Origin of the sequence: Streptomyces sp. AC512_CC834 (genome assembly GCF_019049325.1) — a bacterium.
GTDB lineage: Bacteria > Actinomycetota > Actinomycetes > Streptomycetales > Streptomycetaceae > Streptomyces.
Map to the genome: position 1 here is coordinate 153,765 of NZ_JAGMUO010000065.1, position 25,248 is coordinate 179,012.

23 protein-coding genes are annotated in these 25,248 nt (G+C 71.7%); 10 read left to right on the plus strand and 13 right to left on the minus strand.

Going from position 1 to position 25,248, the window contains the following annotated elements; all coding sequences use genetic code 11:
* Positions 1-4 precede the first annotated feature (4 nt).
* The 7 genes from KUM40_RS22910 to KUM40_RS22940 all read right to left on the minus strand — a co-directional run bounded on the left by KUM40_RS22910 (position 5) and on the right by KUM40_RS22940 (position 6,794).
* On the minus strand, positions 5-655 hold the full coding sequence (locus KUM40_RS22910) for a hypothetical protein (protein ID WP_217167907.1): 651 nt from the start codon (positions 653-655) through the stop codon (positions 5-7).
* Between the two features lie 4 nt (positions 656-659).
* The gene (locus KUM40_RS22915; protein ID WP_217167909.1) at positions 660-1,496 is read right to left on the minus strand and encodes a carbohydrate ABC transporter permease; all 837 of its coding nucleotides are present in this window, start codon (positions 1,494-1,496) and stop codon (positions 660-662) included.
* Positions 1,493-2,461, minus strand: coding sequence for a carbohydrate ABC transporter permease (locus KUM40_RS22920; protein WP_217167911.1), 969 nt, complete (start codon positions 2,459-2,461; stop codon positions 1,493-1,495). The genes KUM40_RS22915 and KUM40_RS22920 overlap by 4 nt, the downstream gene beginning before the upstream one ends.
* Positions 2,458-3,798, minus strand: coding sequence for an ABC transporter substrate-binding protein (locus KUM40_RS22925; protein WP_217167913.1), 1,341 nt, complete (start codon positions 3,796-3,798; stop codon positions 2,458-2,460). The genes KUM40_RS22920 and KUM40_RS22925 overlap by 4 nt, the downstream gene beginning before the upstream one ends.
* Positions 3,799-3,925: 127 nt before the next feature.
* Positions 3,926-4,654: a cupin domain-containing protein gene (locus KUM40_RS22930; RefSeq protein WP_217167914.1), complete on the minus strand. Its 729-nt coding sequence runs from the start codon at positions 4,652-4,654 to the stop codon at positions 3,926-3,928.
* Entirely contained in the window at positions 4,648-5,595 is a 948-nt protein-coding gene (locus KUM40_RS22935; RefSeq protein ID WP_217167916.1) for a PmoA family protein, read from the minus strand. Before KUM40_RS22935 ends, KUM40_RS22930 begins: the two co-directional genes overlap by 7 nt.
* Positions 5,592-6,794, minus strand: a complete 1,203-nt coding sequence (locus KUM40_RS22940) for a Gfo/Idh/MocA family protein (RefSeq protein WP_217167918.1) — start codon at positions 6,792-6,794, stop codon at positions 5,592-5,594. The genes KUM40_RS22935 and KUM40_RS22940 overlap by 4 nt, the downstream gene beginning before the upstream one ends.
* A 248-nt stretch (positions 6,795-7,042) precedes the next feature.
* On the opposite strand from KUM40_RS22940, the gene KUM40_RS22945 reads away from it, so the two are divergent.
* The 4 genes from KUM40_RS22945 (at position 7,043) to KUM40_RS22960 (ending at position 9,884) form a co-directional block, all read left to right on the plus strand.
* Positions 7,043-8,146, plus strand: a complete 1,104-nt coding sequence (locus tag KUM40_RS22945) for a LacI family DNA-binding transcriptional regulator (protein WP_217167920.1) — start codon at positions 7,043-7,045, stop codon at positions 8,144-8,146.
* A 32-nt stretch (positions 8,147-8,178) separates the two neighbouring features.
* On the plus strand, positions 8,179-8,409 hold the full coding sequence (locus tag KUM40_RS22950) for a hypothetical protein (protein ID WP_217167922.1): 231 nt from the start codon (positions 8,179-8,181) through the stop codon (positions 8,407-8,409).
* Positions 8,410-8,491: 82 nt separating this feature from the next.
* Entirely contained in the window at positions 8,492-9,328 is an 837-nt protein-coding gene (locus tag KUM40_RS22955) for an alpha/beta fold hydrolase (protein WP_217167923.1), read from the plus strand.
* Positions 9,329-9,350: 22 nt separating this feature from the next.
* Positions 9,351-9,884, plus strand: a complete 534-nt coding sequence (locus tag KUM40_RS22960) for a TetR/AcrR family transcriptional regulator (RefSeq protein ID WP_217168566.1) — start codon at positions 9,351-9,353, stop codon at positions 9,882-9,884.
* Between the two features lie 70 nt (positions 9,885-9,954).
* Here KUM40_RS22960 and KUM40_RS22965 read toward each other — a convergent pair whose 3' ends face one another.
* Positions 9,955-10,899 (minus strand): aldo/keto reductase, encoded by a 945-nt coding sequence (locus KUM40_RS22965; RefSeq protein WP_217167925.1) that lies wholly within the window; start codon positions 10,897-10,899, stop codon positions 9,955-9,957.
* Between the two features lie 84 nt (positions 10,900-10,983).
* Between KUM40_RS22965 and KUM40_RS22970 the strand changes: the two genes are divergently transcribed.
* Positions 10,984-11,607: a TetR/AcrR family transcriptional regulator gene (locus KUM40_RS22970; protein ID WP_254395508.1), complete on the plus strand. Its 624-nt coding sequence runs from the start codon at positions 10,984-10,986 to the stop codon at positions 11,605-11,607.
* A gap of 14 nt (positions 11,608-11,621) precedes the next feature.
* Here the strand turns inward: KUM40_RS22970 and KUM40_RS22975 are convergent, their stop codons facing one another.
* The gene (locus tag KUM40_RS22975) at positions 11,622-12,968 is read right to left on the minus strand and encodes an SGNH/GDSL hydrolase family protein (RefSeq protein ID WP_254395509.1); all 1,347 of its coding nucleotides are present in this window, start codon (positions 12,966-12,968) and stop codon (positions 11,622-11,624) included.
* A gap of 276 nt (positions 12,969-13,244) precedes the next feature.
* Here KUM40_RS22975 and KUM40_RS22980 point away from each other — a divergent pair, with 276 nt between their 5' ends.
* The 5 genes from KUM40_RS22980 to rpmF all read left to right on the plus strand — a co-directional run bounded on the left by KUM40_RS22980 (position 13,245) and on the right by rpmF (position 21,551).
* Positions 13,245-17,003: a S8 family serine peptidase gene (locus tag KUM40_RS22980; protein ID WP_217167928.1), complete on the plus strand. Its 3,759-nt coding sequence runs from the start codon at positions 13,245-13,247 to the stop codon at positions 17,001-17,003.
* A gap of 108 nt (positions 17,004-17,111) precedes the next feature.
* On the plus strand, positions 17,112-18,113 hold the full coding sequence (locus KUM40_RS22985; protein WP_217167930.1) for a LuxR family transcriptional regulator: 1,002 nt from the start codon (positions 17,112-17,114) through the stop codon (positions 18,111-18,113).
* 296 nt (positions 18,114-18,409) lie between these two features.
* Positions 18,410-20,056, plus strand: coding sequence for a maltose/glucose-specific PTS transporter subunit IIBC (malX, locus tag KUM40_RS22990; RefSeq protein WP_217167932.1), 1,647 nt, complete (start codon positions 18,410-18,412; stop codon positions 20,054-20,056).
* Between the two features lie 2 nt (positions 20,057-20,058).
* Entirely contained in the window at positions 20,059-21,279 is a 1,221-nt protein-coding gene (locus tag KUM40_RS22995; RefSeq protein WP_217167933.1) for a MalY/PatB family protein, read from the plus strand.
* Positions 21,280-21,380: 101 nt separating this feature from the next.
* A complete protein-coding gene (gene rpmF, locus KUM40_RS23000) occupies positions 21,381-21,551 on the plus strand; it encodes a 50S ribosomal protein L32 (protein WP_217167934.1) in 171 nt (56 codons plus the stop codon).
* Positions 21,552-21,626: 75 nt separating this feature from the next.
* Here rpmF and KUM40_RS23005 read toward each other — a convergent pair whose 3' ends face one another.
* Genes KUM40_RS23005 through KUM40_RS23020 form a run of 4 tightly spaced genes read right to left on the minus strand, consistent with a single transcriptional unit; the run spans position 21,627 to position 25,038 of the window.
* Positions 21,627-22,640: a DUF2891 domain-containing protein gene (locus KUM40_RS23005; RefSeq protein WP_217167936.1), complete on the minus strand. Its 1,014-nt coding sequence runs from the start codon at positions 22,638-22,640 to the stop codon at positions 21,627-21,629.
* The gene (gene pcp / locus KUM40_RS23010; protein WP_217167938.1) at positions 22,640-23,290 is read right to left on the minus strand and encodes a pyroglutamyl-peptidase I; all 651 of its coding nucleotides are present in this window, start codon (positions 23,288-23,290) and stop codon (positions 22,640-22,642) included. Before pcp ends, KUM40_RS23005 begins: the two co-directional genes overlap by 1 nt.
* Positions 23,291-23,347: 57 nt before the next feature.
* Positions 23,348-24,322: a DUF979 domain-containing protein gene (locus KUM40_RS23015; protein WP_217167939.1), complete on the minus strand. Its 975-nt coding sequence runs from the start codon at positions 24,320-24,322 to the stop codon at positions 23,348-23,350.
* Entirely contained in the window at positions 24,319-25,038 is a 720-nt protein-coding gene (locus tag KUM40_RS23020; protein ID WP_217167941.1) for a DUF969 domain-containing protein, read from the minus strand. Before KUM40_RS23020 ends, KUM40_RS23015 begins: the two co-directional genes overlap by 4 nt.
* Positions 25,039-25,248: the final 210 nt, after the last annotated feature.

A 25,248-nucleotide genomic window follows, 5' to 3' on the forward strand; every position in this document is an offset into this window, starting at 1 on the left:
GTACTCAGTTTCGAGTACCGCCGGGCTCCGGCTCCGGGGAGTCCTCCGCTCCTCCCTCCCCCGCGAAGCGCATGTCCACGACGGTGGCGGCGAAGACCAGGGGGCCGGGAAGCAGTGGGATCAGTACGGGGATGGACCAGAGGAGCAGCGCGGCCAGGACGACCGCGCCGGTCAGCAGGAGGCTGCCGCGCGGGTCGGCGACGGAGCGCAGGAGACCCTCGCGCGGGGACAGTGCGTGCGGTGCCGCAAGCGCGGTCGTGCGCAGTGCCACCACCGCGATACCGAGGGCGAGCAGGACCAGCGCGGGGGCCATGACGTCCGCGCCGGGCATGGTGCTGCGCGCCAGCGCGGAGTCGACCAGCAGGATGCCGGCGAGGAGCGGCAGGGCCAGACCGCCGGCGAGTGAGCCCCGGGTCAGACGGGCACGCAGGTGGCGGGCGTACGTACCGGTCCTGACGGGCACCGCGTCCTCGGCCGCCCGGCGCAGGGTGGCCGACGCGGCGGCGAACGCGGCCGGCGCGGTCACGACGGGCAGGCAGGCGACGCCGGTGAGCAGGCCCACCAGCAGCATGTCGGCGAAGAGGGTGAAGCCGGCCGAGAACACCTCTCCGGGTTCCCTGCGGTCGCTGGGCGGCAGCGCGGGTGCCTGGGTCATGGTGTCAGCCCTTCAGTCCGGAGGTGGCCATGCCCTGCACCAGGTAGCGCTGGAAGACGAAGAAGAACAGCACGATCGGCAGCACGGAGATCACGGACATCGCGAACATGGGGCCGTAGGCGGAGGTGCTGGACTGGTCGACGAAGCTGCGCAGGGCGAGGGTGATGGTGAACTTCTCCGGGGCGAACAGATAGATCATCTGCGTGAAGAAGTCGTTCCACGTCCAGATGAAGGTGAAGATCGCCGTGGTGATCAGGGACGGCCGGCTCAGCGGCAGCGTGACCGACCAGTACGTGCGGAAGGCGCCGCAGCCGTCGATGCGGGCGGACTCCTCCAGCTCGCGGGGCAGACCCCGCATGAACTGGACGATGAGGAAGACGAAGAACGCCTCGGTGGCCAGGAACTTCGGCAGGATCAGCGGCCAGTAGGTGTCCACCATGCCGAGCCGGTTGAAGATGATGTACTGCGGGATCAGCACGACGTGGTGCGGCAGCATCAGCGTCGCGACCATGAAGGCGAACATCACCTTGCTCATGCGAAAGCGCAGCCGGGCGAAGGCGTAGGCGGCCAGGGAGCAGGACACCACGTTGCCGATGACGGCGCCGCCCGCGATCAGCAGGGAGTTGCCCAGCAGCCGGCTCACCGGGACTCCGGACACTCCGTCCAGGGCGGTCGTGTAGTTCGACCACTCGAGGTGGCTGGGCCACAGGTCGAGGCTGGTCACCACCTCGTCGGCCGGTTTGAGCGACGTGGCGAGCAGCCAGGCCAGGGGGTACAGCAGGACGAGCAGTCCCACGACGGCGATCGTGTGCGGGAGCCATCGCCTGGTGGTGAGGTTCATCGTCCCTCCTCGTCCGCGTAGAAGACCCAGGACCTGGAGGTCCTGAACAGGATCAGGGTGATGACGCCGATGGCGATGAGCAGCAGCCAGGCCATGGCCGCCGCGTAACCCATGTGGGAGGCGGTGAAGCCGCGTTCGTAGAGGTACAGGGTGTAGAACATGGTCGAGTCGGCGGGGCCGCCCTCGCCGCCGCTGACCGCGAAGGCCGGGGTGAACACCTGGAACGACTGGATCATCTCCAGCACCAGGTTGAAGAAGACGACCGGGGACAGCATGGGCACGGTGACGGAGACGAACTGCCGCCAGCGGCCCGCGCCGTCCAGCGCCGCCGCCTCGTACAGTTCGGGCGAGATCTGCTGGAGCCCGGCCAGGAAGATCACCATGGGTGCGCCGAACTGCCACACCGTCAGCAGGACGATGACGTACACCGCGAGGTCCGGGTTGCCTACCCAGCCGCCGAGGTCGATGCCGAGGGAACCGAGAACGCTGGGTACGGAGCCGCCGTCGTTGAACAGCGCGCGCCACACCAGGGCGATCGACATGCTGGCCCCGAGCAGCGAGGGCGCGTAGAAGGCGGAGCGGTAGAAGGCGCGGCCGCGGCCGAGGTTCTTCAGGAGCATCGCCGCCCCGAGCGCGAGGATCAGCTTCAGCGGCACGGCGACGACCACGTACAGGAGTGTGGTGCCGACCGAGCGCCAGAACCGGGGGTCCTCGGTGAGCATCTCGGTGTAGTTGCGCAGGCCCACCCAGTGCGGCGGGTCGAAGAGGTTGTAGTCCGTGAAGGACAGGTACAGCGACACGGCCATCGGTACGAGCGTCAGGACGGCGGCGCCGAGCATCCACGGGGTGAGGAACACGTAGGCGGGCCACTGCTGTTCGCGGCGGCCGCGGCGGCGCTTGGCCGGCGGCCGCGGTTCGGTCGTGCGGTGGGCGTGCGCGGGCGCCCTGGTCGACACCGTGCTCATGACCGCAGCTCCCGGTTGGCCTCGTCGATGAATTCCCGTGCCGCCTCCCGCGGGGAGGTCAGTTCGTACATCACACGCTGGTAGGCGCGTTTGAAGGCGGTCTGGATGGCGACGTCGCCCCGGGGCGGCGCGGGGGGCGGGGCGTCCAGGCCGTACTTCTCCATCTTCTGCGCGTACTGGTAGATCTCCCGCTCGGCCCCTTCCAGCGTCTTGGCGACCCGGGCGGCGATCTTGCGGTTGGGCGGTGTGGAGCGGGTGAAGCCGAGGACGTCGCCGGCCCGCTCGTCGTTGAGGAGGAAGTCGACCAGTGCGGTCGCCTCCTTGGGGTGGTCGCTGTTCGCCCCGACGCCTAGGAGCATGGAGGGTTTGAAGTACGCGCCCTGGCGCCCGTCGGTGGTGGGGACGGGCGCGAAGTGGACCTGGTCGCCGAGGAGTGCGGGGTATCCGGGGAACGGGGCGTCCCAGGTGAAGTCGGCGGCGGCGAGCCCGCGGCCCATGGGCGACATCTCGGTGGTGTTGGCCTGCGAGGTGTCCGCGGCCTCGGCGACCACGCCTTCCTCGCGCAGCTTGTCGCAGAACGTCCAGAACTCCGTGAGGTCGTCCTCGGTGAAGCCCAGCTTCGTCTGGCTCGCGTAGAGCTTCCCGCCGCGGCTGCGCAGCCAGTCCTCGAAGATGTCCTCGTTGACGCCGTTGTCGTTGGCGCCCACCACGTCACGTCCGTCGGGGGACTCGAGGCCCAGTGCGGTGATCCTCCGGTTGGCCTCGGCCCATTCCTGCCAGGTCCAGTCGGGCTGGGGGGTGGGGATGCCGGCCTGCTGGTAGATCTTGGAGTCGTAGGCGTAGCCGGTGATGCCGCGGCCCATCGGCACGGCGTACTGCCGGCCCTCGAAGGTGCCGGTGCGCAGGAACTCCTCGTCCATCTCGGAGGTGCGGATGGCGCCGCCGGCGACGGCTTCGTCGAGCGGCAGGAGGGCGCCTCCGCCCGAGTACTGGGAGATCTGCCGGTAGTCGAGCTGGGCGACGTCCGGGATGCCGCCGCCGGCCGCCTGGGTGGCCAGCTTCTGCATGTACGAGCCGAAGTCGGCGTTCGACGTGCGGACGGTGACGCCGGGGTGTTCCTTCTCGAAGAGTTCCACGGCCTTCCTGGTGCGCTCGGCGCGGTCGTCGTTGCCCCACCAGGAGAAGGTGAGGGTGACGCCGCCGGACGACACGTCGCCGGAGGAAGAGGAGCAGGCGCTGAGCGATGCCGTCAGCGCGGTGCTGAGACCGACGGCGGCTGCGGCCAGGACGGCCCGGCGGCTCGGGAGTCGGCGCCGGCCGCTTCGTGGCTCGGGCATGGGGGGCCTTCCCAGGGGGTGCGTGGATGGGTGGGGCTGAGGCTCGGGTGGTACCCGCCGTTCGGGAGAGGGGGAGAACGCGGGGGCGAGCCGTGGGGGCGAGCCGTGGGGGACGACGGACCGGAGGTCAGATGCCCGGGTAGACGGCCAGCCTGCCGCACATGCCGAAGCGTCCGCGTGCCGTGGGCCCGGTGGCGGACACCCGGGCGTCGGCGAGGTGTCCGTCGTTCCTGCCGCGCAGGGCGTCGAGTTGGGTCCGGGTCGCCTCGGCTGCGGCGTGCGCGCCCTCGCGCCAGCGCCGCTCCCACGCCGCCAGCCGGGGCCGCACCAGCTCGGCGGCCGCCCGCTGGAACGCCGCCAGCGGCTCCGGATCGCCGCTCTCGGTGGCCTCGCGCAGCTCCAGGAAACGCCGGGTCGCCAGGTCGCGGCGAGCGCGCGCGACCCTCACCTGCTCGGCCTCGGGGACATCGGCGGGGATGCGGATCGCGTCGGCGTACGTGTCGGGATCGGCGAGCAGGTCCCCGGGCAGGGTGAGGACGGCGTCGCCCGCCTCGGGCAGACCGCTGTTCTGCATCACGACGGTGATTTCGAGGCCCGAGTCGTTGATCAGGCGGTGGATCGTGCCGGGCGTGAACCAGGCGACCGTGCCCGGCTCCAGGGGGGTCTCCTGGAAGCCCGAGGTGGTGAGGGTCTGCACCGCGCCCCGGCCCGACGTGACCACGTAACCCTCGCTGCAGGTGAGGTGCAGGTGGGGGGTGCCTCCGCCGGGCAGTCCCTCGACGGTCGGCCAGTCGTAGACGGTCAGCCGGGACACGCCCACCGCTCCCGGGAAGCCGTCGTACGTGGCGCTCACCATGTGAGTCCCTCCAGGTGGGCGGCGACCCGCGCCCGGTCCCAGGCGCCGTCGGCGACGAGCACGCGGTAGCCGCGGGCGAGCGTTTCGCCGGGCGGCAGGACCAGCTCCTCGTGGAACGCCCAGGACGGGGCGACCGCGGCGAAGGGGTCGCTGCGCACGAACCAGTGCGCCGGGTGGGTGCCCTTCTCGCCCAAGTGGTCGTTGGAGGGGGCGTGTTCGAAGACGACCGTGGCGTGGCCGTCCCGTCCGTCGTGCTCGCCGACGTACGCCAGCCAGGAGGCCTGGCTGCCCATGAGGTCGCCCTCGGACGGGTCCACGGACGATTTCATGGACGACGAAGCGGTGAAGACCGTGCCGTCGCGGAAGGCGCGGGGGCCGCGCCAGAACAGCCCGGTGTATCCGGCCGCGGGGCGCCCGTGGGTGGTGGGGCTGCCGAACCGCAGTGGTTCGGCACGCCGGTTGGTGATCGCCGACGTCCAGGTGAGCGTCCAGCTCCCGGTTTCCGGGTCGACGTCGCGCACCTCGATACGGCGTTCCTCCTCGGCCCACAGTTCGCCGCCGTGCGGGTGCCAGGTCAGCTTCTCGGCGATCACGGCGCGGTCCGACGAGGCGCTGACCTCCTCGAAGGCCACGTGGGCCATCGAGCCGACCTTCTCCGGAAGGGCGAGGTAGCCCTCGCCGTGCACATAGGTGTTGCCGCCCCACAGGTTCTGTCCGGAGAGGTGGGAGGCGGTCAACTGGAGTCCCTTGTGCCAGCGGTGGTCGTTGGGCCGGTAGTCGGTGACGAGTGCCCCGGACAGGGTCCGGACCGGGTGCAGATACGGCTTGGGCGCCTCCCAGCCGGCCTCGGGGCGGTACACGTAGGAGAACAGTTCGGTGCCGGCCGCCGTGTGGGCCACGGTGATGCGGTCACCGTGGACGTGGGTCAGTGAGAGCGTCATACGTGGTCCTCTTCCTTGACGGTGGCGGCCGGTGCCCAGCCCGGGGCTCCGCCGTGCAGTTCGGTGTAGTACGGGTCGCCGGGGCCGATGTCGCCCGCGCGTACGGTCGTGCCGGTGAACGCGGACTTGTACAGGGCGGTGATGAACTCCAGGGTCCGCCGGCCGCCCGCGCCGCTGGTGGTGTGGCGCCGGCCGCTGGTGATGTCGTCGACCAGGACGCGTAGTTGGGCCAGGTGCGAGCTGGGTTCGTCGGCGCCGAAGTCGCGCCAGGCCGCGACGGTCTCCTCTGGGACGCCGGGCGCCGGGGTGATGCGCCAGTCCGCGTTGCGGTGGCCGTACAGGTGGGTCAGCTCGATCGTGGCCAGTTCGCAGTCGACGCGTATCCGGCTCACCTCGTCCGGGCTCAGTACGCTGTTGACGAGGGTGGCGACGGCTCCGTCGGCGAAGCGGACCAGTGCGGTGGAGACGTCCTCGGTCTCCACGTCGTGGACGAGCCGGGCCGCCATGCCGCGCACCTCCGCCCACGGGCCCAGCAGATCCAGCAGCAGGTCCGTCTGGTGAATGCCGTGGCCCATGGCCGGGCCCCCGCCCTCGGTGGCCCATCGGCCCCGCCAGGGAACCGCGTAGTAGGCCTTGTCGCGGTACCAGGTGGTCTGGCAGTGGGCCACCAGCGGCCGGCCCAGCGCGCCGCCGCGCAGCAGGGCGCGTACGTGGCGCGCGCCGGACCCGAAGCGGTGCTGGAAGACGATGGAGGCGTACGGGCCGGTGCCGTCGCCCCGTTCGGCCGCCTCGCTGCCGACGCCCTCTTCGGCCGACTGGCCGCCGGTGCCCCCTTCGGCCGCCGCGACGGCGTCGAAGTCGGCCAGTGAGGGGCTCGGCGGCTTCTCGCACCACACCCAGGCCCCGGCCCGGAGCGCGGCCACGGACTGCTCGCGGTGCACGGCGGGCGGCGTGCACAGCACCACGAGGTCGGGGCGCACCGCGCTCAGCGTCGCGTCGAGGTCGGTGGACGCGTGCGGGATCCCGAACTCCTCGGCGAACGCGCGCACCGCCGGGCCGTCCACGTCGACCGCTGCGACGACCTCCACCCCGCCCTCGGCGGCCAGCTTCTGGAGGGCGGGCAGGTGGCTGGAGCGCGCGATGGACCCCGTGCCGACCACTGCTGTGCGCAGTGGGGCGTTCGGAACGTGCGAAGACATGCGGACCCTCTCGTGAGCGGGACGGGCCGGGTGCTGCGGGACACGTGGTGCGGGGTGTGCGCAGTCAGGGGGAGACGTCGGGCGCACCTCGCAGCAACCGCTTGCTATCGTGGTGTTCCAACGTTGTAACCGGCGTGCGTCCGCAAGGTCAACCCTCTGTCGGGAAAAGAGTCGGCGGTCGGCACGCCTGCTGACAGGTGACACACGCAGGTGCATACTCTGCGGAAACTTCGGCAAGGGGGCGGGCTGTGGCCGCGGTGACACTCAAGGACGTGGCGGAGCGCGCCGGGGTTTCGATCAAGACGGTGTCCAACGTTGTACGCGGCGCCCCGCGCGTGTCCGACGCCACGCGGTCGCGGGTGAGGCGGGCGGTGGACGAGCTCGGGTACCGGCCCAACCCCTCGGCGCGCGGGCTCCGCACGGGGCGCAGCGGCCTCGTCGCCCTGGTCGTCCCGGAACTGGCGACGCCCTACTTCGCCGAGCTCGCCCATCACGTGCGCAGGGAGGCCACCCTGCTCGGTCTGACCGTCCTGATCGAGGAGTCACTGGGGGACGCCGCCGAGGAGCTGCGGCTGGCCAACGGGGTCGGCGCCTCGCTGCTCGACGGCGTGATCCTCTCCCCGCTGCGCGTCACGCCGGACGAACTCGCTTCCGTCACCGACGAGTTCCCGCTGGTCCTGCTCGGCGAGCGTACCTACGGACGCGACCGTGTCGTCGCCGACCACGTGTTGATCGACAACGTCGCCGCGGCCCGTGACATCACCGCCCACCTCATCGGCCTGGGGCGCACCCGGATCGCCGCGATCGGCGTGGACCGCCAGGGGTCCGCGACCAGCCGTCAGCGCCTGGAGGGTTACCAGCAGGCCCTGCACGAAGCGGGGTTACCCTTCGACCCCCGGCTCGCGCCCCGGGTCGAGGAGTTCGACCGTCACAACGGGCTGCTGGCGATGCGCGCCCTCGTCTCGCCGGCCGTCGGTGTACGGCCCGACGCGGTCTTCTGCTTCAGCGACCTGCTGGCCGTCGGCGCGCAACGCGCCCTGCACGAGGCGCGACTGGGCATCCCGGACGAGGTCGCCGTCGCCGGCATCGACGGCTCCGAGGAGGCGCTGTACAGCACGCCCTCCCTCACCACCGTGGTCCCCGACAAGGCCGCCATCGCCTCGCTGGCCGTGAAGTGCCTGGCGGCCCGGATACGGTCGCGCTCGCCCCTGCCGTTCGAGGTGCACGTGGCGCCGCACCGGCTGGCGGAGCGGGAGTCCACGCTGGGCGGCAGGCGGCCGGTCCGCACGGGCAGCGGTGAGGGCAAGGACAATTGCCCTCACCGAGAGCACTCTCGCTCGACGAGACACTGAGGCCGCACTCCTGCCGACCTAGGCTTTTGATCATGGAAATCCCGAGACGCCTCATCCAGCTCAGCCATGCCGTCGAGGCCGCGGACAACCGGTACCGCAGCAACTCCGGCGAGAACGCCACGGTCGCCCTGGCGGTCTGGTCCGACGCCACCGCCGCACTCACCCAGGGCATCACCGCCTACGCCGACGAGACCGGTGTGCCTCGCCGGGAGGTGGAACTGGCCCTCCAACGTGCGGCGGGACGACGCGCCCCGACCGACTGAGCCCCCGGCGGGCGCCATTGACAGCGTTGGCTAATAGCAGTAGCTTTTAGCTAACGCCTTTAGCCCACTCTTGGGGAGTGACATGACCGAGTACCTCGCTGTCGACGGCGGCACGATCGCGTACGAGGTGACGGGGTCGGGCCCGCTGATCGTGCTCGCGCACGGCATGGGCGACAGCCGCGCCGCCTACCGTGCCGTGATCCCGCCGCTGGCGGCGGCCGGTTACCGGGTCGCCGCGCTCGACCTGCGCGGCTGCGGCGAGTCCGGCGTCGACTGGCCGGCCTGGAGCCGCACCGCCATCGCCGGTGATCTGCTCGCCCTGATCCGCCACCTGGGCGGCCCGGCCGTACTGGTCGGCCACTCGGTCTCCGGCGGCGCCGCCACCATCGCCGCGGCGCTGGAGCCCTCGCTGGTCACCTCGGTCGTCGAGCTGGCGCCGTTCACCCGCAAGCAGTCGGTCCGGCTCGGCGACCTGCGGGTGAAGCGGTTCCGGCAGGGCATGCTGCGGCTGCTCGGCACGAGCGTGTTCGGCAGTGTGTCGCTGTGGCGCTCGTACCTCGACGTGGCGTACCCGGGCGCGAAGCCGGCCGACTGGGCCGAGCGGCTCGGCCGCATCGACTCCCTGCTGCGCGAGCCCGGCCGGATGAAGGCCATGCAGGGTATGGGCCGCAGCGCGCCGACCGACGCCGGCGCCCAGCTCGGCGGCGTCCGCTGCCCGGTCCTGGTCGTGATGGGCACGCTCGACCCCGACTGGGCCGACCCGCACGCGGAGGGTTCGGCGATCGTCGATGCCCTGCCGTCCGGCCTCGGCCGCCTCGAGATGGTCGAGGGCGCCGGTCACTACCCGCACCACCAGTTCCCCGACCAGGTCGTGGCGCTCACGCTCACCTTCCTCCGCTCGGACGCCGCGCGTGCCTAGGGCGGGCCTGGACCCGGCGGCCGTGGTCACGGCGGGTGCCGCCCTCGCCGACGAGGTGGGCTTCGCCAATCTGACGATGGGCCTGCTGGCCGAGCGGGTCGGTGTGCGTACCCCGTCCCTCTACAAGCACGTGGGCGGGCAGGACGACCTCAATCGGCGGATCGCGGCCCTGGCCCTCAATGAGGCGGCCGACGCCGTCGGCGGCGCGGTCCAGGGATACGCGGGCCGTGACGCCCTGGCTGCGGCCGCGCGCGCCTTCCGTTCCTTCGTCCTGGAACACCCGGGCCGGTACGCCGCGACGATCGGTGAGGAACCGTCAGGACCGGACGATCCGATGGCCACGGCCGGACAGCGGTTGCTCGGCGCGTTCACCGCGGTGCTGCGCGGCTACGAGATCGCGGACCGCGACGTGAACCACGCCCTGCGCATGCTCCGCAGCCTGTGCCACGGCTTCGCCACCTTGCAGGCGGCCGACGGCTTCCAGTGGAGCACCGACGTGGACGAGAGCTTCGAGTGGCTCATCGCCTTCGCCGACCGGGGCCTGCGCGCCATGTGAGCCCCCTCCCCGCCCCCGGCGGCTGCCTTCGACGCGACCCGCGCGGGGCGGGCGTGCCGGACGGTCCCCGTCAGCCGAGCCGGACGTCCGCGGAGCGGCTCTGGACGGCGTCGAGCGCGGCGAGGGACGCCTCGTCCAGGGCGAGCCCGCCCACGGCGATGTTGGCGTCCAGGTGGCCGGCGTCGGCGGTCCCGGGGATGAGCAGCACGTTCGGGGCGTGGTGCAGCAGCCAGGCGAGACCCACCTGCGCCGGTGTGCCGCCGAGGCTCTGCGCCACGGCGTGGACCGCGGGCTCGTCGGTGACCTTGGGCATGTCGGGGAACGCGCCGCCGAGCGGGAAGTAGGGCACCCAGGCGATTCCCTCGGCCGAGCACAGCGCGAGCATGTCCTCGTCGTCGCGGCTGACGACACTGTAGGCGTTCTGGACGCAGACGATGCCCGCGGGAAGGGCCCGGCGCAGTCCGTCCGCGTTCACGCTGCTCAGGCCGATCGCACCGATCTTGCCCTCGTCGCGCATCTGCGTCATCGCGGCGAGCTGGTCGTCGAGGTCGACCACCTGGTCGCCCTCGGCGCGGAGTCCGGGACCGGTGTCGAGGCGGCGCAGGTTCACGATCGCGAGCCGGTCGGTGCCGAGGCTCTTGAGATTGTCCTCGACGCTCGCCCGCAGGTCCTCGGGCCGCTGCGCGGGGCGCAGCGGGATGGGGCGGCCGGGGTCGGGGTCGGCGCCGACCTTGCTGACGACCACGGCGTCGTCCGTGGCGGACAGCGCCTCGCGGAGGACCTCGTTGACAAAGCCGTTGCCGTAGAACTGGGCGGTGTCGAAGTGGTCGACGCCGAGTTCCACCGCACGTCGTACGAGCGCGACGGCGGCGTCGCGGTCGGTGTGCAGGCGCTCGAGCTGCATCGCGCCGTAGCCGATCCGTGAGACGGTCCGGCCCGCGAGCAGCCCGGCGCCGCCGGGGCGAGGGGTGCCGTCGGGCGTGAGGTGGGAGGAGGAGGTGCCGGTTGACGTCATGGGAAGTCCGTCCTCATGAGAAGATGGCAGAAGCGGAGGATCCTCCGCTTTGACCACTGTAGCACTACCGGAGGACCCTCCGCTTTGAGTCCGGACCAGGAACCGAGCCCTGCCGCCGGTCGACCCGACCGGCCGGCCCGCGACGACCGCCCGCTGCGCGCGCACGCGCGGCGCAACCGCGAGAAACTCATCGCCGCCGCGCGAGCCGCGTTCACGGCCGCGGACGACACCGTCCCCCTCGACGGCATCGCCCGCGAGGCGGGTGTCGGCATCGGCACGCTCTACCGGCACTTCCCCACCCGCGAGGCCCTGGTCGAGGCGGTCTACTCCGCCGAACTGGACAGCGTCACGGCCGGTGTCGCCGCGCTGCTCGACGAACTGCCGCCCGACCAGGCCCTGCGCGCGTGGATGGAGCGCCACGCGGCGTTCATCGCGACGAAACGCTCCATGCTCAACACCCTCCGCAGCGGCTGGGCCTCGGGACGCCTCGCGACGCCCGCCACCCGCGAACGCATCACGGACGCGATCGGCGTCATCCTCGCGGCCGGAGCACGAGCGGGCTCGCTGCGCGCGGATGTCGCACCCGACGACGTCACCGCGATGCTCCTGGGCGTATTCCTCTCCACGGCCGACGACGACGATCCGGAGCGGACGGACCGCCTGCTCGACCTCGTCGTCGACGCCCTGCGCCCGCGAGGGAGTTCATAAGCCCGGCCCGAGGCTCACCGCCGGGCCGACGCCGCCAGCATCGGGAGCGAGATGATGTCGGCGAGGGCCTGCTGGCCGGCGATGTTCGCGTGGACTCCGTCGCCCGTGTCGTACGGCGGGTAGATGCTGTTCGGCCGCACGGGGTCCTCGAGTACCTGGTCGAAGGGGAGCACCCCGTCGCAGGTACCGCCGCAACTGTTCCACTTCGAGACGAACGTGCCGACGGCGTGCCGGTCGCGGTTGTGCTGGTCGGTGTAGCCCGGCCGGGGGGTGATGGGCGTGACGTACACCTTGATCCCCGCCGCCCGCAGCCGCTGGAAGACCTCGCGGTAACTCGCCTCGACCTGCGCGGCGTCGCACCCGGCCGGAAGGTCGTTGGTCCCGTAGTAGTAGAGGACTCCGGTGACTCCGTGCAGCGACAGGACGTCCCGCTCCAGCCGGGCCGACGCGTCCAGGCCGCGGACCGAGTCGCCGATGCCCGGGCAGGTCGCGGCGCTGGTGGTGCCGCCGATGCCCGCGTTGGCGACGGCGAACTGCCGGGTGCGAGGGAGTTCCGACGTGATCCGCCTGGCGAGGTCGTCCGTCCACCGCAGATCGGCGCCCGGACGGGTGCAGTCCTGGCCGCAGTCGGTCGACCCGGTTCCGTCGACCACCGAGCTGCCGTAGGCGACGAGGCTGCCGCGCAGCCGCCGGTTGCGCACGTCGACCGCGCTGACCAGGTAGGTGGATCCGGTCGTCTCGGTGAACGCGGTGCCGGCCGTGTCGGCGGTGTGGTCGCCCGAGCCCGACGGGGTCAGGTAGTTGGTACGGAAGGCGCTGTTGTGCCGTCCCGGGGTCACCGTGCCGGAGACGGAGAGCGACACCGCGATGTCGTCCTGGGCCGCGGTCCTGAGTACGGCGGTGTCGCTCCACACCTCCCCGCCGGCCGGGACGACGACCTCGCGCCGGCCGTCGAACGTGACGGTCCGCGGGCGGCCTTCCGTGGCCGCGTCCTTGCCGGTGCTGTGGGCCACCGTCGCCGCGTCGACGGTCAGCGGTGTCTCGCCGAAGGTGTTCTGGACGCGCATCCGCAATGCGTCGCCCCCCTGGCTCAGGTGGGTGATCATGCGCATGGACTGGTCACGCAGGGGGGTGGGCGCGAGGCTCTGCTGTGAGGCGGCCCAGGACGTGAACCAGGCGTTGCCTCCCGGGCCGCGGCCCGCTTCGGCGTCGGCGGGGGCGGCGGTGGTCGCGGACGCGGTGAGGGCGCAGGACGCCAGGGTGAGGGCCAGGGCGGCCGCGACGCCTCTGGCCAGGGGCGCCCGCTTTGGGCCGAGTACTCGGGCAAGGAGACGGTGCATCAGTGCCTGCCTTTCCGACATGACTGGACGGGTGCAGGACTGGATCCTCCCCGGCGCTCACCCGGCCCACGCCACTCGCGACGCTCCAATGCCTTTCTGCCACGCGGACACCAACACCACTCCCCCGCAGCCGTGTCGCGGTCCCCGACCGCCGTCGCGGCAGGCGCCGGCGGGACGGTGTCGCCGTTGCGACATGTCCCACCTGTGCCACCGGAATCGGGTGACACCCCGTCTTCGGCAAGCTCATTCTGGCCAACGCATGAACTTGCATCGAACGCATGGGAAGGCAGCGCACTGATGAGACGGATCCGCCTGTTGGCAGCGATATCGGCTGGTCTGGCGCTGGCCGCCGGCGCCGTGGCACCCGTACCCGCGCTCGCGGGCACACCGCGTCAAGGCGCCCCCGCGACCGCGTCGGACCACGGCGCGGCGACGGTCAAGCTGATCACCGGTGACAGTGTGACGCTCACGCGGGCCTCGGACGGCCGCCAGGCGGCGTCCGTCACGCCGGGGCCCGGAAGACGGGGTCTGCTCTTCCGGACCCTCGAACAGGACGGCCACGTGACGGTCCTGCCGTCCGACGCCGACGCCCTGGTGGCCGCCGGGCGGCTGGACCAGGACCTGTTCGACGTGACGGCGCTCCTCGCGCAGCGGTACGACACCGCGCACACCGACGCGCTGCCGCTCATCGTGGAACAGGCCGACGGGGTGGCGGCCTCTTCCGTGAACGCCCTGACCGAGCTGGGGCAGGACGCGTCGGTCCGCAGGCTCGACAGCATCGACGCGCGTGCCGTGCGGGTCGAGGACGCGGACCTCGGCAGGTTCTGGAAGCAGTTGGTCTCTTCCGACGACGGGCAGCGCGCGCAGGCCGGGGCCGGCACGCCGCGCGTGTGGCTGGACGGCCGGGTGGGCGCCTCCCTCGACCGCAGTACGGCCCAGATCGGTGCCCCGGACGTCTGGTCTGCGGGTTACCGGGGCGAGGGTGTCAAGGTCGCCGTCCTGGACACCGGCGCCGACCAGAGCCATCCCGACCTGGCCGGACGGGTCGTCGCCGCCAAGGACTTCTCCGGCAGCTCCGGCACCGGGGACGCCTTCGGGCACGGCACCCATGTCGCCTCCATCGTCGGTGGCAGCGGAGCCGCGTCCGACGGGCGCCGCCAGGGCGTCGCGCCCGCCGCGCAGTTGCTCGTCGGCAAGGTCCTCGGCGACGACGGCTTCGGCAGCGAGTCGCAGGTGATCGCCGGCATGGAGTGGGCGACGGACCAGGGCGCCGATGTCGTCAACATGAGCCTCGGCTCCTCGACGGCCACCGACGGCACCGACCCCATGAGCCAGGCGCTCAACGACCTCAGCCGGAGCACCGGCACCCTGTTCGTCGTCGCGGCCGGCAACGAGGGCGAGCAGGGCCCCCGTACCGTCGGCTCGCCCGGCGCCGCGGACGCCGCGCTGACCGTCGGGGCCGTGGACCGGGACGACTCGCTCGCCCCGTTCTCCAGCCGCGGCCCGCGGCTCGGTGACGACGCGGTGAAGCCGGACGTGACGGCTCCCGGTGTCGGCATCGTGGCGGCACGCGCGGCCGGGACCGCCATGGGCGACCCCGTCGACGAGCACTACACCGCCGCCTCGGGCACCTCGATGGCGACCCCGCACGTGGCGGGCGCCGCCGCGCTGCTCGCCCAGCGTCATCCGGACTGGACCGGCGCGCAGTTGAAGGACGCGCTGATCAGCACCGCGGCCACGGTGGACGGCCAGAAGGTCACCGAACAGGGCGGCGGCCGGATCGACGTGCGCGCCGCGGGGCTTGGCGCGGTGACGGCCAGCGGCACGCTCGTCATGGGCCCGTTCACGTCGCAGGACACCGAGCCCGTGACCTCCGAGGTCCGGTACACGAACTCCTCGGACAAGGACGTCACGCTCTCGCTCGCCGTCGAGTTGGCCACGGAAGGCGGCAAGGCGCCCGCCGAGGGATCGGCGCGGCTCGGTGCCGACTCCGTGCGCGTCCCGGCCGGTGCCTCGGCCGAGGTCCCGCTGACCGTCGACCCCGCCCGTGCCGGGCAGGGCAAGTTCTACGGCTACGTCACCGCGACGTCCGCCGACGGCTCGGTGGCGGCGCACACCACGCTGAGCCTGGTGGTGCACGGGCCCACGCACCGGATCACCGTGAAGACGATCGACAAGGACGGCAAGCAGGTCCACGACCTGCCGACCATCTGGGGTGCGGAGGGCTTCGTCGGCTACACCGACCCCGCCGCGGCCGTCGCCGAGGTCGAGGAGGGCGTCTACCAGCTCAACACCAGTTGGACCACGTCGGCGGACGACGGCCAGGAGCTGCGCCACGTGGTGCTGCCCGAGGTGAAGGTCACCAAGGACATGACCGTCACCCTGGACGCCCGCAAGACCGTTCCGGTGGAGATCCGCACACCCCGGCCCGCCGAGCAGCGCGGGATCATGAGCTACCAGACCTACCGGGAGATCGGGGGCCGCAGCCTGACGCAGGGCACGATGTACTTCGACATCGCCAAGCGGCTGTACATCAGTCCGACGGCCAAGGTGACCGAGGGCACCTTCGAGTTCGCCTCCCGGTGGCAGCTCGTCGCCCCGCTCATCCGGGCGAAGGTGTCCCGCTCGAAGCTCGACCTGGGCGCCTACTACATGCCCGCGTCGCCGCTGTTCCCCGAGCGTGGCGCGACACTGACCGCGGTCGACGCGGGTGACGCGGCGAACGCCGACTTCAGCCGTGCCCGCGGGAAGGCCGCGGTGGTGAACAATCCGACGGGAGCGAGCGAGAGGGCCCTCGTCGAGCGGGCGGAGGCGGCCGGTGTCCGCGCGGTGATCCTGATCCACTTCAACGACACGGGCTGGACGCGCTGGAGGCCGACGGGCGACCGTACGGCCCTGCCCACGCTGCGGATCGGCAAGGGCACGGGGGCCGAGCTGCTCGCCCGCATCGCCCGCGGCAGGACCTCGGTGAGGTTCTCCGGCACCGCACGCAGCCCGTACCTGTACGACGTGATGCAGGTGTCGAAGCAACAGGTGCCCCGGAAGGTCGTCCACACGGTGTCCGCGCGCAACAGCGCGGTCGTCCGCACCACTTACGCGGACAACGGTGTCACGGGCTGGGCGAGCGAGCAGCGCTTCGGCTGGCGGCCGTACCAGAACACGGCCTGGCTGCAGTACACCCGGTTCGTGCCGCTCGGCTTCGCGCGCACCGAGTACGTGAGCGCCAACGGCACCGCCTGGCAGCACCGGGTGCACCACACCACGACGTTCGACAGGGACCAGCCGCTCGTCGTCGGTATGCGTGACGATCCGCGCACCTACCGGGCCGGCGTGCGGCCCCGGGAGAGCTGGCAGGGGGCGGTCGTGCGGCCGTCGATACCCGCCGGCACCACGAAGCCGACCGTGCGGGACGGCAACGTGATGCGGCTGAGGATTCCGGAGTTCACGGACTCGCAGGCGGGCCACTGGTCGCCCGCCTCGGGAGGCGGCGGCTTCGGGACCTCCGGCACGGTCACCGCGGGTGATGCCGCGAGCGCCGTGCTGTACCGGGACGGCAAGCGGGTCGACGACGTCGAAAGCGCCTGGCAGAACGTGAGTGTTCCCGCCGAACGCGCCGACTACCGGCTGGACATGGAGACCTCGCGCACCTCGGAGGACTGGACGATGGGCGTGGCCACCAGTACGTCGTGGTCCTTCGAGTCGGGCCGGACAAAGGCGGCCACACCGCTGTCGCTGCTCCAACTCGACTACGACGTACCCGTCGACGTGCGCAACACCGTGCGCGGCACCCGGTCGCACCGCATCGGCGTGCAGGTCCGTGCCCAGGAAGGACTCGCCGTTCCGCGCGGCGTGCGGGTCCGCGTCGAGGCGTCCTACGACGACGGGCGCACGTGGTCGACGGCTCGGGTGCACGCCCACGGCCACAACGCCTTCCGGGCCTCGCTCACACCGCCGGCCCACAAGAAGACGTGGGTCACGCTCCGTGTCACGGCGCGCGACTCGGCGGGCGACTCGGTACGGCAGACGGTGCGACGCGCCTACGCGGTGGGCCGGTAGCCCGGCACCGGGGTGTGCGGTGATGCCGTACACCCCCAACGCGCCCTCCTCGCCTGTGCAGTACGGTGTTCAACCGTCACAGCCCAGGATCCGGGGAGGGCGTTCGGGGTGCTGGAGATCGCGGGGCTGTCGCCCGACGAGGAGTCCGTGTACGCACTGCTCGTGGCGTCCGGCCGGGCCGGTGCCGCCGACCTGGCGGAGCGAGGCGGCCTGCCGGTCGCGCGGATGGACGACGTCCTGGAATCGCTCACGGCGAAGGGACTGGCCAGTCCCACCGACGGCACGCCCCGGCTCTACCAGGCGGCTCCGCCCGATGTCGCCCTGCTGCCCCGGCTGAAGCGCAGCGCCGACGCCCTCGACCTGGCCCAGCACGAGGCGGCCAGGCTGATCGAGTCCTACCGGGACACCATGCGCAGACGCGACGCGGGTCAGCTCCTCGAGGTGATCACCGGCGCCGAGGCCCTGCGCCAGCACCTTCGGCAGATCCAGACCAGCGTGCGCGAGGAGATGCTCTGGTTCTGCAAGGCCCAGTACGTCGCCATGCCGTCGGGCAGCAACACCGAGGAGTTCGAGGCGCTGGCCCGGGGCGTTCGCTACCGGGTGCTGTACGAGAAGGCGTTCTTCGACGACGAGGGGGCGGTCGACAACGTGGTGGCGGGGGTACGGGCCGGTGAGGTCGCCCGCGCCGTGCCGCAGTTGCCGTTGCGTCTGGCGGTCGCGGACCGCGCCGTGGCCGTCTTCCCGCTCGTCGCCGGCGGTCCGCACGGCAGTCCGGAGGAACCGACGACGGCGCTGGTTCGGGACAGCAATCTGCTGGCGGCCCTGATAGCGCTGTTCGAACGCTACTGGGAGGACGCGGTCCCGCTGGACGTCGACGACACGGGCGAGCTCTCGGGGACCGACGGACCCGGTGCGCCCGACGCACTGGCCCCCACCGACCGCAGGCTGCTGTCCCTGCTGGTGGCGGGCGTGGCCGACAAGGCGATCGCCTCGCAGATGCAGTTGAGCCGCCGGACGGTCCAGCGCCGTATCCAGAGCATGATGGAGCGCGCCCACGCGGAGACCCGTATGCAGCTCGCCTGGCAGGCGGCGCGGCGGGGTTGGCTGTGACCGGCGAGGTTGGCTGTGACCGGCGGGGATGGCTGTGACCGGCGGGCCGGCGGTGTCCGGGCCCACGGGGTGGCGGCGGGGGACGCCGTGGACAGCCACCGACCCGCTGTGATGTGATCCGTGCGGCGGAACGGTTCTGCTTGGCGTGGTCACCGGGCGATCCCCGGGTTGCCTCGCGCGAGAACGGGCCGACCCCCCAGTCATGTCCTCCGCCGCTCGTTGCGCCCGCCGGCCCGCCCCGCCTCGCCACGGCGAGCGGTCGGGTCCGTCCCCCCAGGCTCGAAAGTTCCGTACACATGCAGAAGACCAAGGCCGCACTCTGGGAATTCCTCCAGGGGCTCGGCAAGACGTTCATGCTCCCGGTGGCCCTGCTCGCGTTCTGCGGCATCATGCTGGGCATCGGCTCCTCCCTGTCCAGCGAAGCCGTCACTGACAACGTTGCCTTCCTGAAGGGCGAGGGCTTCCACCTCGTCTTCACCTGGATGGCCAACACGGGTCTGGTCGCCTTCACGTTCCTGCCCGTCCTGTTCGCGATGGCGATCCCGCTCGGTCTCGCCCGCGAGGACAAGGGCGTGGCCGCGTTCTCGGGCTTCGTCGGCTTCGCCGCCATGAACCTCGCGGTGAACTTCTACCTCACCGCCAAGGGCGTCGACTTCGAGGACGAGAAGGCCGTCGAGCACTACGGCATCGCCGATGTGCTGGGGGTGCAGTCCATCGACACGGGCCTGCTCGGCGCGGTGGCCGTTGGCATCGTTGTCAGCCTTCTCCACCGGCGCTTTCGCACGCAGCGGATGCCCGACGCGCTGGCCTTCTTCGGGGGGCTGCGCTTCGTCCCGATCGTCTCGGCCCTGGTGCTGAGTGTGCTCGGTCTGCTCATCCCGCTGGTGTGGCCGACCTTCAACGGCTGGATCACCTCCGTGGGCCGGGGCATCGGACACACGGGGGTCTTCGGGCCGTTCTTCTTCGGCATGGGCGAGGTTCTGCTGCGCCCGATCGGCCTGCACCACATCCTCGTCGCCATGTTCCGCTTCACGGACGTCGGCGGCTCGGGAGCCGTCTGCGGCGAGCACGTCTCCGGCGCCCTGAACCTGTTCTACGCCCAGCTCGACTGCTCGGCGGCGCCCAACTCCGCGGTCACCGACGCGACGCACTTCCTCTCCCAGGGGAAGATGGCGGCCTACCTGGGCGGCCTGCCGGGCGCCGCGCTCGCGATGTACCACTGCGCGAAGCGGCGGATGCGCCCGGAGATCAAGGCGCTGCTCGTGTCCGGTGTCGTGGCCTGCGTGGTGGGCGGCATCACGGAGCCGCTGGAGTTCCTGTTCCTCTTCGTCGCCCCGTGGCTGTACGCCATCCACGCGGTCCTGGTGGGGCTCGGATTCCTCACGGCGGCGTCGCTCGGCGTCTTCATCGGCAACACCGACGGCAATGTCATCGACTGGCTCGTCTTCGGAGTTCTCCAGGGATCGACGACCAAGTGGTACCTGGTGCCGGTGATCGCGGCGGTGTGGTTCGCCGTGTACTACTTCCTGTTCCGCTGGGCCATCACCCGGTTCGACCTGAAGACTCCGGGCCGCGAGGACGTCCCCGAGCAGGACGAGGACGAGCGGGGCGAGGACGAGCGGGGCGAGGACGAGCTGGACGGCGGCGCGCCGGCCGGCTGCGACGAGACGCCGCGACCGGGTCGTGAGCTGGTGGCCGGGAAGTACGACGCCGTCGCCATCCTCGACGCGATCGGCGGTGCCGACAACATCCGGTCCCTGGACAACTGCATCACCCGCCTGCGCATGACGGTCCAGGACGCCGAACGGGTCGACGAGGCACGGCTGAAGAAGCTGGGGGCCGTGGGGGTCATCAAGCTCGACGGCCACAACGTGCAGGTCGTCATCGGCCCGCAGGTCCAGTCGGTGAAGGACGCCCTCGCCACGATGATCCCGGTGGGCTGACCATGACCTCGCCCTCCTCCCCGGTCCACGGGGCCCGACCGCCGTCGCCACCGCCGTCGCCACCGCCGTCGTACGACTTCGACACTCCCGTGGACCGGCGCGGTACCTGGTGCACGCAGTGGGACTACGTACAGGACCGTTTCGGCGTACCGGACCTGCTGCCGTTCACGATCTCCGACATGGACTTCGAGACCGCCCCGGAGATCCTGGCGGCGCTCCGCGAACGGCTGGACCACGGGGTGCTCGGCTACTCGCGGTGGCGCCAGGACGACTTCCTCTCCGCGATCGTCCACTGGTACGCGTCGCGCCACGCGACCGACGTGGACCCCGGGTCGGTCGTGTACGCGCCCTCCGTCGTCTACCAGATCTCGCGGTTGCTGGGGCTGTGGTCGCGGCCCGGTGACGGCGTGGTCGCCCACACCCCGATGTACGACGCCTTCCCCAAGACCGTGGCGGCGGGCGGACGGCAGCTTCGGGGCTGCCCGTTGGACGACTGGGCGGAGCTCGAACGACTCCTGGCGCTCCCGGACACAGCCGTACTGCTGCTGTGCTCACCGCACAACCCGACGGGCCGGGTGTGGACCGCCGAGGAGCTGGACCGGATGGCCCGGCTGTGCGCCCGGCACGACGTGGCGGTCATCAGCGACGAGATCCACTCCGACCTGGCGTACGCCCCGCACGTCCACCGTCCCTGGGCGCGGCACGGCGGCGACGGCCGGTGGGCCGTGGTCACCTCGGCGTCCAAGTCGTTCAACATCCCAGCTCTGACGGGCAGTTACGGCATCATCGGCGACGCCCCGTCGCGCGACGCCTACCTGCGGCAGCTCAAGGACGCGGACGGCCTCTCCTCCCCCGCGGTGCTGTCGCTGGTCGGCCACATCGCCGCGTACCGCAGGGGGGCGCCCTGGCTGGACGCCCTGCGCGTCTATCTGGCGGGCAACCTCGCGATGGTCGCCGACCGCCTCGGCGAGGAGTTTCCGCGACTCGGCTCGCAGCCGCCGCAGGCGGGATACCTGGCCTGGCTCGACCTGCGCCCCCTGGGTGTCGACGACGCCGTGCTCCAACGGGAGCTGGTGGAGGTGGAGAAGGTGGCCATCATGCCGGGGACCGCCTACGGCTCCCCGGGACGGGTGCGGCTCAACGTGGGCTGCCCCCGGTCCAAGGCGGAGGCGGGCGTCGAGGCACTGGTGCGGGCGTTGCGGCGCGTCGGCAACGCCAATTAACAATGAACACCGTTTTCATGTAGCGTCGTGGTCCAGTTCGGCTCCGCCGCTCCGTGAGCGCCCACGGAGCCGGTCAGCCGTCCGCCGAAAGGACCCGTCCCATGGCCGTTCCCAAGCGCAAGATGTCCCGCAGCAACACCCGTCACCGTCGTGCCCAGTGGAAGGCGGCCCCGCCCACCCTGGTGCCGGTGACGGTGGACGGGGTCACCTACCGCGTCCCGCGGCACCTGGTACCCGCCTACCGGCGCGGCCTGCTGCGGCCGGAGAGCTGAGCCGCGCGTCGCGGGCGCGGGTCTCGCGGCGGTGGCTCGCCGTGAGTGACGGAGACAGCGAAGGCGACGGCACGGTCAGCGCCCGGCGACGGGGTCGAGCGCCAGTGCGGCGAAGGTCGCCAGCCAGTGGTCGGTGGTGAAGTCGCCGCGGCCCACCGCCGGCAGGCCCGCCGAGAGGTGTGCCTCGGCCGCCTCCCCCAGGCGGTCGCGGACCGCTCCGGCGGGCAGGGCGCCGGCGACGGAGCGCAGTGCGGCCGCCCGGCTGAGCGTCAGGCCGAGCAGGTGGCCGATCTGCGGGTCGGCGTGATCGGAGACGACCGGCACCTCCAGCAGCAGGCAGGGGGCACCGGAGCCGAGCGCGGGCAGGAAGCGGCCGAGCCACTGCGCGAACCTGTCCTTCGGCAGCACCCTGCGCATCGCGTCGGCCTCGCTGAGCGCCGGGGACAGGAAGTCCTGCCCCGACGGTTCCCAGTGCGCGGGGGCGTCGTGGTCGTCGGCGAACCAGTCCGACAGGCGCTCTCGTACGGCCAGGTCGGTGGCGGCGGACAGCTCTCCGGAGTCGAGCGCGAGGCCCAGCGCGAAGGCGCTGTTGGGATGGTTGCCGTGGCGCACGGGATACGTGGCCCTGGGCAGCCAGTCGGCCAGCAGCCCGTCCACGACGTCGACCGCCGGTGCCAGTGCCGCGGTCCAGCGCTCGCCCGCCTCGCCTCCGAGGGCACGGCACTCGGCGGCGAGCGCGAGCAGCCACGCCCAGCCGTAGGGCCGCTCGAAGGAGGGGCGGTCACGGAGGTAGGCGGCTTCCGCAGCGAGATTGCCGGGGGTGAGATGCCGGTCGAGCACCTCGACGGCCCCTCCGGTGTCCGGCAGTGCGGGCGTGCCACCGTGGCGGCGGAGCACCCGGACCAGCAGCCAGTGCATGTGGACCGAGGAGTGCCAGTCGTAGGCGCCGTAGAAGGCGGGATGCAGGGAGCTGGGTTCGAGGGGCTCGTCGGGCGAGGTGATCAGGTGAGCGGGGAAGTTGGGGTACTCGCGGGTGATGTTGGCGAGGGCGAGCCCGGCGAACCGGGCCGCGTGGGTGCTGAGCGGCATCAGTGCGTGGCTCCTTCGGTGACCTTCAGGTCCTGACCTGCGGCGGTGCGGGCGGCGGTGGCCAGCAGGGCGCGCAGGCCGTGGGCGACGGTTGCGGGCGGGAGGGAGGGCGCGGTCCCGTCGGGGACCTGCTCCGGCGCCCAGGGCACGTGCGCGAACCCGCCGCGTATGTGCGGGAACTCGGTGGCGACGAGATGGCCGAGGCCGTAGGCCACGTGGTTGCAGACGAAGGTGCCGGCGGTGTTGGACACAGCGGCCGGCACACCGGCCCGGCGCATCGCGGCGACGCAGGCCTTGACGGGGAGGGTGGAGAAGTAGGCGGCGGGGCCGTCCGGTATCACCGGTTCGTCGATGGGCTGCCGGCCCGCGTTGTCGGGGATGCGTGCGTCGTCGACGTTGAGGCCGACGCGTTCGACGGTGACCCCCGGGCGACCGCCCGCCTGGCCCAGGCAGAGCACCAGGTCGGGGGTCTCGGCCCGGAGGGCGTCGCGCAGGGTGTCGAGGGACTTCCCGAAGACGCAGGGCAGTTCGACTGCGGTGGCCGTGAGCCCGGCGGGCGGTTCGGCGGCCACCAGCGACGCGGCCTGCCAGGACGGGTTCACGCTCGCACCGCCGAAGGGGGCGAAGCCGGTGATGAGGACACGGGTCATGAACACTCCTTGCGGGGCGGACGGGTGCGGGGCCGAACGACGGACCTGCGCTGCGGCTCAGAAGGCGAAGAGCGCCATGATCACGGTGCAGCAGCCGAGCAGCGCGACCCCGGTCGGAAGCTGTGCCTTGATCGGCCCGTACTGGTCCTTGAGTTCGAGCAGGGTGGCCGGGACGATGTTGAAGTTGGCGGCCATCGGTGTGCAGAGCGTCCCGGCGAAGCCGGCCAGCATGCCGATCGCGAGGACGGCGGGCTCGTTGCCGTGCATCTGCTGGATGAGCACCGGCCAGCCGATCGCCGCGGTCATCACCGGGAACGCGGCGAAGGCGTTGCCCATGATGACGGTGAACAGGAACATGCCGACGCAGTACGCGATGACGGCGAGGTACTTGGAGTCGTCCGGCAGAACCTTGTCCACGATGTCGCCGACCTGGTCGCCGACCCCGGCGGCGGCGAAGATCGAGCCGAGCACGGCCAGGAGCTGGGGCAGCAGCAGGGCGGAGCCCATCGCCTCCAGCATGGAGCGGCCGGAGTGGATCGGGACCGAGGGCTTCCTCTCGCCGGTGACGAGCATCCCGACCACGAGCGCCGCGACGCAGCCCAGGCCGAGCCCGAGGAGGGTGGCCTTGCCCGACTCGAACAGCCCGGACTCGTCCAGCAGGGAGGCGCAGACGATGGCGACGAGCGGGATGGTCAGGGCGGGGATGAAGATCTTGTTGCCGAGCCGGTCGGCGGAGGCCTCGCGCTGCTCGTCGGTGGTGGTGACCGGGACGCCCTTGCCCAGGAAGTTGAAGCCGGCGAGCACGATCAGGGCGAGGACGGCGACGCCGAGCGGTTCGGCGGGCAGGGTCCAGCCGCCGCTGCCGGCCGTGTCGGTGGCGACGCCGGTGCCGTAGGGGAAGGTGACTCCGAGCAGGCCCCAGAACGCGGCGGACGTCCACCGCTTGGGGTTGCTGCGGTCGGCTGCCATCTGGACGGCCATGACGACGAAGACGAGGCCTATCAGCCAGTAGAGCCATTCGACCTTGATCACTTGTCGGCCCCCTCGGGAAGCGGCAGCTCGTGCTCGGCGGCGGCGAGCGCCATCTCGCGCTCCAGTTGCCGGTCCATGAGCAGCAGCCGGGCGCCGTGGATCAGGAAGGCGCAGACGGCGAGCGGGATCGCCCAGAGGGCGAGCTGGGTCGGTTCGATGTGCTGGTGGTACGTGGAGTTCACGAAGCCGGTGATCAGCAGGATGGAGCCGATGGCGATGAAGCAGTCCTCGCCGAAGAAGACGCCCACGGTGTCGGCCGACGCCGAGTAGGAGCGCACCTTCTCGCGCAGGCGGTCGGGCAGCTTGGCCCCCGTCGAGCGTTCGGCGGCGGCCTCGGCCATGGGCGCCACCAGGGGCCGCACGGTCTGCGCCGGGCCGCCGATGCTGTTCAGGCCGAAGGCCGCGGTGACCTGCCGGACCAGCAGGTAGACGGTGAGGAACCGGCCGGCGCTGAGCCTGCCCAGCCGGCCGATGAGGTTGCGTGCCTGTTCGCGCAGGCCGTAGCGCTCGAGCAGCCCGATCACGGGGAGCACGATGGCGTAGACGGTGACCGAGCGGCTGTCGGCGAAGGACCGGCCGAAGGTCGCGAGGACCTCCTGCGGGTTCATCTTGCCGAGCAGTCCGGTGACGATACCGGCGACGCCCACCACGAGGACGGGGTTGCGGCGCGTGACGAATCCGAGGATCACCACGACCACACCGAGGAGAACGATCATTCGGTGGCCTTCTTCAGGCATGAGGGGGCAGGGCAAGGGGGCAGGCACGGATCCGGGAGCTGCGGAGCCGGGGCTTCAGCGGTCCTCGGACCATAGCTCCGGATGCGTGGCAGATGCACGGACACTAGCGATCGTTGAACGATCTAACAAGGGGCTGATTTCATTCCCCCGTCACGGCCACGGTCCGGCCGTCGTCACGGAGGCGCATCG

Excerpts from the sequence above, each read along its gene's own strand:
- KUM40_RS22910 (WP_217167907.1), bottom strand. The coding sequence starts at position 655 with ATGACCCAGGCACCCGCGCTGCCGCCCAGCGACCGCAGGGAACCCGGA.
- KUM40_RS22915 (WP_217167909.1), bottom strand. The coding sequence starts at position 1,496 with ATGAACCTCACCACCAGGCGATGGCTCCCGCACACGATCGCCGTCGTG.
- KUM40_RS22920 (WP_217167911.1), bottom strand. The coding sequence starts at position 2,461 with ATGAGCACGGTGTCGACCAGGGCGCCCGCGCACGCCCACCGCACGACC.
- KUM40_RS22925 (WP_217167913.1), bottom strand. The coding sequence starts at position 3,798 with ATGCCCGAGCCACGAAGCGGCCGGCGCCGACTCCCGAGCCGCCGGGCC.
- KUM40_RS22930 (WP_217167914.1), bottom strand. The coding sequence starts at position 4,654 with ATGGTGAGCGCCACGTACGACGGCTTCCCGGGAGCGGTGGGCGTGTCC.
- KUM40_RS22935 (WP_217167916.1), bottom strand. The coding sequence starts at position 5,595 with ATGACGCTCTCACTGACCCACGTCCACGGTGACCGCATCACCGTGGCC.
- KUM40_RS22940 (WP_217167918.1), bottom strand. The coding sequence starts at position 6,794 with ATGTCTTCGCACGTTCCGAACGCCCCACTGCGCACAGCAGTGGTCGGC.
- KUM40_RS22950 (WP_217167922.1), top strand. The coding sequence starts at position 8,179 with ATGGAAATCCCGAGACGCCTCATCCAGCTCAGCCATGCCGTCGAGGCC.
- KUM40_RS22955 (WP_217167923.1), top strand. The coding sequence starts at position 8,492 with ATGACCGAGTACCTCGCTGTCGACGGCGGCACGATCGCGTACGAGGTG.
- KUM40_RS22965 (WP_217167925.1), bottom strand. The coding sequence starts at position 10,899 with ATGACGTCAACCGGCACCTCCTCCTCCCACCTCACGCCCGACGGCACC.
- KUM40_RS22975 (WP_254395509.1), bottom strand. The coding sequence starts at position 12,968 with ATGTCGGAAAGGCAGGCACTGATGCACCGTCTCCTTGCCCGAGTACTC.
- KUM40_RS22980 (WP_217167928.1), top strand. The coding sequence starts at position 13,245 with ATGAGACGGATCCGCCTGTTGGCAGCGATATCGGCTGGTCTGGCGCTG.
- malX (WP_217167932.1), top strand. The coding sequence starts at position 18,410 with ATGCAGAAGACCAAGGCCGCACTCTGGGAATTCCTCCAGGGGCTCGGC.
- KUM40_RS22995 (WP_217167933.1), top strand. The coding sequence starts at position 20,059 with ATGACCTCGCCCTCCTCCCCGGTCCACGGGGCCCGACCGCCGTCGCCA.
- rpmF (WP_217167934.1), top strand. The coding sequence starts at position 21,381 with ATGGCCGTTCCCAAGCGCAAGATGTCCCGCAGCAACACCCGTCACCGT.
- KUM40_RS23005 (WP_217167936.1), bottom strand. The coding sequence starts at position 22,640 with ATGCCGCTCAGCACCCACGCGGCCCGGTTCGCCGGGCTCGCCCTCGCC.
- pcp (WP_217167938.1), bottom strand. The coding sequence starts at position 23,290 with ATGACCCGTGTCCTCATCACCGGCTTCGCCCCCTTCGGCGGTGCGAGC.
- KUM40_RS23020 (WP_217167941.1), bottom strand. The coding sequence starts at position 25,038 with ATGATCGTTCTCCTCGGTGTGGTCGTGGTGATCCTCGGATTCGTCACG.